This window comes from Mycobacterium sp. TH-M25 (assembly GCF_057473665.1).
Window position 1 is genome coordinate 1 of sequence record NZ_JBYCLA010000280.1, and the last position, 6,524, is coordinate 6,524.

Here is a 6,524-nt window from a genome sequence, read left to right on the forward strand (position 1 = left end):
GGCGCGCAAAAACCTCGGCAAGTTCTCTCCTCGTTGTCAACGCTATTTCCGTAGCGCGACCGGACAACATGGCACAAGCCGCGGACTCGGCGACGGATGACACGCAAGGTCGGTCGATCGGAGGACATCACATTCATCCCTCGGTGACCGATCGGCTGACAGACATCGCCAAGGTGTAACGGTATCGTCACTAGACAGCCATCGGCCGAAGTGTCGACCTGCATACCGATAAACCTTGACAACCGCTTTCGCGATCGCTGAGTTTCGTTGACAGGAAAAGGAATTGGCATGTCTTTCATGAGCGTAACACCCGAGGCGCTGACGGCAGCGGCTCATGCGGCGCACAGCATCGAGAATCTGATGAGTCACGGCAATGCTAGGGCGGTCCCGGTGCTTACCGGTGTTCATGCCCCGGGTCACGACGTGGTGTCGGCGCTGGCGGCCAAGCGCTTCGCCGCGCATGCGGCACAATATCAGGAGATCAGCACTGAGGCCCTAGCGATTCTTCGTACGGCTGCGGCCGCCTTGTCGAGCGCCGCGGGGAGCTATTCGCATACCGAGGCCACCAACGCCAAACATGTGGGCTGATCTCACCGCAGTCGTGGCCAGCAGAATGTGATCAAAAAGACGTGATGCGTTTCGATGCGTTCCCACCAGAGGATAACGCCCGCGATTTGCTGGCCGGCCCCGGTGTGGACTCGATGATGGCCGCCGCCCGCGAGTGGGATCGCGTGGTGACGGACCTAAAAGCGGCATCCACGTTGTGTCAGAGCCTGGTCTTGGAGCTGCTGCAGACGTGGCAAGGTGGGGCAGCGATGCGGATGCACGACGCGACCACGCGGTATCAGGGGTGGCTGAACTACGTCGAGATTCATGCCTCGCTAACCCTCGAGCGGATTTGTGAAGTCATTGATGCCTATGAAGACGCGGTTAAGAAAATGGTGCCCTTAGCGCAGATCGCCCATAACCGCGCCTGGAGAGCGGAACTGCTCACTAGCAACACACTCGGGCAAAACACTCGGGCCCTCGAGGCCTGCGATACCGTGTACCAGCGCTTCTGGGTAACGAACGCCGAGGCGATGAATGACTATGCGGATACCACGGTGCGTGTGGTGAACAACCTGCACCCGTGGCCGCGGCCGCCGGCGCCACTCATCAACGAGACCCCGACCCGCACCGACACCACCGTGGCAGATCAAGCCGCCGGGTGAGATCGACCGGTTCCACTAGGCAGCCTCTCGGATCGCGATGAACACGTTTGTGGTCAGCTGTACTCTGCGCATCTGCTATTCGCGTAGCGGCCCGCAGCGTCGACGATCGCGGTGAACAGCCGCAGGTCGTCGAGGGCTTTCTCCGGATGCCACTGCACGCCAAGCACAAACGCGTCCCCCGGTAGCTCGACCGCCTCGATGACGCCATCGGCGTCCCATCCGCTGACCACCAGGCCATCACCGAGCTTGTCGATGGATTGATGGTGGTAGCACCGCGCTTCGGCAGACTCCCCCAGCACAGCGGCCAGCCGCGTACCCGGCACGGTGCGGACCAACAACCTGTTGAACACCGCATTGCCCGCCCCATGCCCGCTGTGGCCAATCACGTCAGGCAGGTGCTGGTGCAGCGTGCCGCCCAGCGCGATATTGAGCAGCTGTGCGCCGCGACAAATACCTAGCACCGGCAGCCCGCGCTGCAGCGCAGCCCCGAGTAGCGCGAATTCCCAGGAGTCGCGGGCAGCGCGGGGCTCGTCGGTGCTCGGATGCGGTCGCTGGCCGTAGGCAGCGGGATCGACGTCATAACCACCGGTGATCACCAGACCATCCAGGCCGTCGAGTGCGTGGCCCGCGATCTCGGGGTCCACCGGCTGCGGCGGCAGCAGCACCGCGATACCACCGGCCATGGTGACGCCTTGGAAGTAATCGGCAGGCAGATAACCCGCGGGAACGTCCCAGATCCCGGTGTGCACCTGCTCCAGGTAGGCCGTCAAGCCCACCCTTGGTCTCGAGCCGCTCAAATCCACGTAACCTCTCCCAGTTGATGACCGCCGTGTTAGACACCGCCAATTCCACGCAGGCGTTGTTGTGGTTGCGTGACCACGCGGCGACAGCCTCGGCCAGCGTAGCGGGCAGCCGTTGCATGCCGGTAACGTCATCGGGCATTGCCAGCACAGGCCTCGGGTGGCTGCAGCTTTCGCTCAGCCCCATGCCACGGTGGTCGGCGTGCAGCTGCGGTCGGCCAATCGCTTGTAGGAGCTACTGTTCGGCGCTACCAGGCGCTGGTGCGCAACACGATCTCGGCGGCCAACTGCGCGGTCGACTCCTGGGCGTTGCGTCGCCCCAGCAGGTCCACCATACGGTAGTCGGCGTAGACGAACCGCTGGCTGTCGCGGGCCATTGCCCGGGCATCGGGGGAACTGACCAGCACGGTGGTGGCGATCTCCACCGGCGGGCAGTCTCCGTCACGGACCACGCCGTTGGGGTCAGCCACCCGTGGATGTCCGCGGTCGATAGCCACGAGACCAACGAATCGGCCCAACCTGGTCGCCGCCAACTCCCAGGCGAGTTCACCGCCAGCGCGGTCGCCAACCACCACCGCCCAGCCGATCCCGAGGACGTCGAGGATGCCGACCACCGACTTGGCGGTAAGTCGCGGGTCGGGGCCGATAACGACCGTCCGCAGCGAAGCGGTGTGTAGTCGCTCGCACACCGGTTCATAGGCGGCGGGCCTACCCTGGTCGGCACCAAGTATTACGACCACGACGCCCTTCTCCGGACCGGCTACCCAGACCGGGACCGGAAACCCGTCGAGCGTGGTCATCATCGAGGACACCTACGCACGTTATAGCCGATCAGCCTGTTTACGAGCTATTTCCGCGGGTTCTCTCATGGCAGTGCCCGTTCCGAATGCGCTTGAGTTACCTATGATTACGTCGATATTTACCAAGCCGTTACGCCACTACGCATCGCCGAATTGGACGCGGATCCGCGGTCGCCGCGGCGGTGGGCCATCACGCAGGCCAATGACCAGTATCCATGTCGAGGTGCGATGCCACCAGCTCACCCGTCAGATCACTGCATGGTGAGGATCTCGACGCCGGTGTCGGTCACCAACAGCGTGTGCTCGAACTGCGCGGTCCATTTGCGGTCCTTGGTGACCACGGTCCAGCCGTCGTCCCAGATTTCATAGTCCAGCGTTCCGAGGTTGATCATCGGCTCGATGGTGAACGTCATCCCCGGCTGCATGGTTGTCGTGACAGCGGGCTGGTCGTAATGCAAAACAACCAGCCCATTGTGAAACGTGGTGCCGATGCCATGACCGGTGAAGTCGCGAACCACGTTGTACCCGAACCGATTTGCATACGACTCGATGACCCGACCGATGATGGACAACGCGCGCCCAGGTTTGACGGCATTGATCGCGCGCGTCGTCGCCTCGCGGGTTCGCTCCACGAGTAGCCGGTGGGATTCGGAGACATCGCCAGCTAGAAAGGTCGCGTTGGTGTCGCCGTGCACGCCGTCGATATAGGCAGTGACATCGATGTTGACGATGTCACCGTCGGCGATCACCGTCGAGTCCGGGATGCCGTGACAGATGACCTCGTTGAGGGATGTACAGCACGACTTCGGGTAGCCCTTGTAGCCCAACGTTGAGGGGTAGGCGCCGTGGTCGACCATGTATTCATGGGCTATCCGGTCCAGCTCGTCGGTCGTCACGCCGGGCGTGACTGCCTTACCTGCCTCGGTCAACGCACCAGCCGCGATCCGGCCGGCGACACGCATCTTCTCGATTACCTCCGGCGTCTGCACCCACGGCTCGCTGCCCTCCTGCGCGGTCGGCTTGCCGACGTATTCAGGGCGTGGGATCAGCGCGGGCACCGGCCGAGTCGGGGATAATTCGCCGGGAGAAAGCGCGGTGCGAGCGGGCATGCCGCAAGCTTAGTCACGCCGTCCTGGGCGACGCCGAAATGACCGACGCGGTCCCCGGATGGTCACCGAGCCGCACACCACCTGACCAGTCAACACGAGTCGGCACGGACAAGGCCGGTGCTGTGGCGGGCCTCACACGGGCGACTCACAGTGAGTCAAGGACAGCGGCGACGTTCTGCAATTCGTCCAGGTTGATTTCCACTCGGATGTCGCGCAGGACCGCTCCGCTGTCGTTGTGGGTGACATCACTAAGCCACGCGCGGTGCGGGACGGCCCGATAAATCCGTTGCTCAGAGGCGAGGAACTCAGGCAGCGGTGCGCACACTCCGGGGATACGTTTGGTGAGCAAATTTAGAGCTTCCTGCACAGTACGCGGATCAGTCACCCTATCCGCCGTCGTATCAAGGTAAAGTCCCAAACCACCCTGAATGCTGTCGAAAAAGACCATAAATGCCCTGCCATTCTGTGCAATGTTCTGCGAATGCTGCGAATCAGGATGTGACGACCAATTCAGTCGCGCATTGCGGTCGATGGCGGCCAATAGGGGGGTGTTCCATGGCTTCCCCTGCCTGTCGGCGGTGGCGATCGTAGGATGCCGGACCGACGCGAGCAGGCGCTTAAGCGATATTTGTCTAAGCGGCTCCGCGTTGATCACTTCACCACTTCGGGCGCTTGGAATACGGTTTTTCGCTGCACATAACGCACGCTTTTCAGGCTAAGTGCTCCCAAATCTGCCGCTGACACACACCCTGACGCCGCAAGCCGCATCACGCGCCCGCCGACGCCGCCGATAGCGCTAAGTCAGGTAATCCGGCGGCAGCGATTCGAACATGACTTTGGTCATCCGGACCGCGTATTCCGAGCTGCCACCGCCCACGATCAGCGCCGCGAACGCCAGGTCGCCGCGATACCCGGCGAACCAGGAATGCGATCCGCCCGCGAACTCGGCTTCACCGGTCTTCCCGAAGACCGCACCGCAGCAGCCGGCGATCTCTTTGGCGGTCCCGTTGGTCACCACCAGCCGCATCATTGGCCGCAACGAATCGATCACCTTCGGGGCGATCGGCGTGCTGGTTCCTTCGACTCTGGTTGGCCGCCCGGCGATCAGCTGCGGAACCGGGGTTTTACCGGCGGCTACGGTGGCGGCCGCCAGGGCCATGCCGAACGGACTGACCAGCACCCGGCCCTGGCCGAAGCCGTCCTCGGTGCGCTCAGCCAGGTCCACTGTCGGCGGCACCGACCCGGTTACCGTGGCGATGCCGTCCACCTGATAGTCAAGCCCAATCCCGTACTGGTTGGCGGCCTGGGTCAGACCACGGGGCGGCATCCTGCTGCTGAGCTCGGCGAAGGTGGTGTTGCAGGAACTGGCGAACGCCCGTGACAGCGGTACCACGCCAAGATCAAAGCCGCCGTAGTTGGGGATGGTGCGGTGCCCGATGTCGAGGCGGCCGGGGCAACCCAGCATGGTGTTGGGGGTGGCCATATCGCGGTCGATAGCCGCGCCGGCGGTGACCATCTTGAAAGTCGACCCGGGGGGAAACAGGCCGGTGGTGGCCAGCGGGCCGTCAGCGTTGGCCCCCGGACTTTGCGCGACCGCGAGGATCTGCCCGGTCGACGGTTTGAGCACGACGATCATGGCCTTACCACCGCGGCTGTCCACCGCGTGCTGGGCGGCATTCTGCACTGCCCGGTCCAACGTGATCGAGACCGACGACGCCGGCGACGGTTCGACCTCGTGCAGCACCGCGACGTCGACGCCATTCTGGTTGACGCTGACCACTCGCCAACCGGGCTGGCCGTCGAGGTCGTCGCTGACAGCCTTCTTCACTTCGCTGATCACGGCCGGTGCGAAATGCGGATCTGTCGGCAGCATCTCCGCCTGGGGGATGACCACGACGCCGGGCAGCCTCGCAATCGCCGGAGCGACCTTGTCGTGGTCGTCAGGGCTCAGCGTCACCAGACTCAGTGGCTCCGTCACCGAGCTGGCTTTTTCGGCGAGCAGCTGCGGGTCGTTGAGGGTGTCATCAAAGGGATGTAAGGCCTCGACCACCGCGCGTGCCGTCCCGCTCAGGGCGCGCCCGGCCGCGGTGGCGTCCAGCGCGGAGAGGTGCAGATAGCCCGGTACCAACACATCGCTGCCCCCCAGTTCGTTCACCGAGGCGCGCCGCGGCGGGTCGGCGCGCAGCGCGAACGTCTGGTGCTCGCCCAGTTTGGGGTGCAGCCCCGTGGTGGTCCAGCGAACCTGCCAGCGTCCCTCGTCGCGGGCCATCTTCAGCTGGCCGTCATAGCTCCACGTCCGGTTCTTCGGCAGATGCCAGGTGAAGCGGTAGGCAATGGTGCCGGTGTCCTCGGCGTACCTCGCACTGAGGAGCTGCGCGTCCAGGTGGCCAGCCTGCAGTCCGGCCCATGCCGCGTTGAGTGCTTCGCGGGCCTCGTTGGGGTTGTCGCTGAGTTGGGCAGCCGTCGCGGTGTCGCCGAGGGCCAGCGCGCCAAAGAACTTCTCAGCGGCCGGGCCCGGGCCGTCGGGACGCGGGGTGCAGCCCGACACGGCGATAACCGCGACAAGCAACAGACCCGCCGCTACCGAAACAACTGATACTGGTG

The 6,524-nt window shown here is 64.1% G+C and carries 7 protein-coding genes; 2 read left to right on the forward strand and 5 right to left on the reverse strand.

The genetic code is table 11. The features are described from left to right. Positions 1-297: 297 nt before the first annotated feature. On the forward strand, positions 298-588 hold the full coding sequence (locus tag AC2VOU_RS09500) for a PE family protein (protein WP_486957150.1): 291 nt from the start codon (positions 298-300) through the stop codon (positions 586-588). 44 nt (positions 589-632) lie between these two features. Then, on the forward strand, positions 633-1,211 hold the full coding sequence (locus tag AC2VOU_RS09505; RefSeq protein ID WP_054880320.1) for a PPE family protein: 579 nt from the start codon (positions 633-635) through the stop codon (positions 1,209-1,211). Between the two features lie 53 nt (positions 1,212-1,264). Here the strand turns inward: AC2VOU_RS09505 and AC2VOU_RS09510 are convergent, their stop codons facing one another. From AC2VOU_RS09510 to AC2VOU_RS09530, 5 genes are all read right to left on the reverse strand, one after another. Then, on the reverse strand, positions 1,265-2,014 hold the full coding sequence (locus AC2VOU_RS09510) for a gamma-glutamyl-gamma-aminobutyrate hydrolase family protein (RefSeq protein WP_047315451.1): 750 nt from the start codon (positions 2,012-2,014) through the stop codon (positions 1,265-1,267). Between the two features lie 245 nt (positions 2,015-2,259). Further along, entirely contained in the window at positions 2,260-2,814 is a 555-nt protein-coding gene (locus AC2VOU_RS09515) for an alpha/beta fold hydrolase (protein ID WP_047315452.1), read from the reverse strand. Positions 2,815-3,062: 248 nt separating this feature from the next. Further along, positions 3,063-3,920, reverse strand: a complete 858-nt coding sequence (map, locus tag AC2VOU_RS09520) for a type I methionyl aminopeptidase (RefSeq protein WP_047315453.1) — start codon at positions 3,918-3,920, stop codon at positions 3,063-3,065. A 145-nt stretch (positions 3,921-4,065) separates the two neighbouring features. Then, the gene (locus tag AC2VOU_RS09525; RefSeq protein WP_486957151.1) at positions 4,066-4,575 is read right to left on the reverse strand and encodes a pyridoxamine 5'-phosphate oxidase family protein; all 510 of its coding nucleotides are present in this window, start codon (positions 4,573-4,575) and stop codon (positions 4,066-4,068) included. A 141-nt stretch (positions 4,576-4,716) separates the two neighbouring features. Continuing rightward, a complete protein-coding gene (locus AC2VOU_RS09530) occupies positions 4,717-6,492 on the reverse strand; it encodes a penicillin-binding transpeptidase domain-containing protein (RefSeq protein ID WP_486957152.1) in 1,776 nt (591 codons plus the stop codon). Between the last annotated feature and the right edge of the window lie 32 nt (positions 6,493-6,524).

What these genes read in the sequence shown, in the direction of transcription:
- AC2VOU_RS09500 (WP_486957150.1), top strand. Translation starts at nt 298, where the DNA reads ATGAGCGTAACACCCGAGGCGCTGACGGCAGCGGCTCATGCGGCGCAC.
- AC2VOU_RS09505 (WP_054880320.1), top strand. Translation starts at nt 633, where the DNA reads ATGCGTTTCGATGCGTTCCCACCAGAGGATAACGCCCGCGATTTGCTG.
- AC2VOU_RS09515 (WP_047315452.1), bottom strand. Translation starts at nt 2,814, where the DNA reads ATGATGACCACGCTCGACGGGTTTCCGGTCCCGGTCTGGGTAGCCGGT.
- map (WP_047315453.1), bottom strand. Translation starts at nt 3,920, where the DNA reads ATGCCCGCTCGCACCGCGCTTTCTCCCGGCGAATTATCCCCGACTCGG.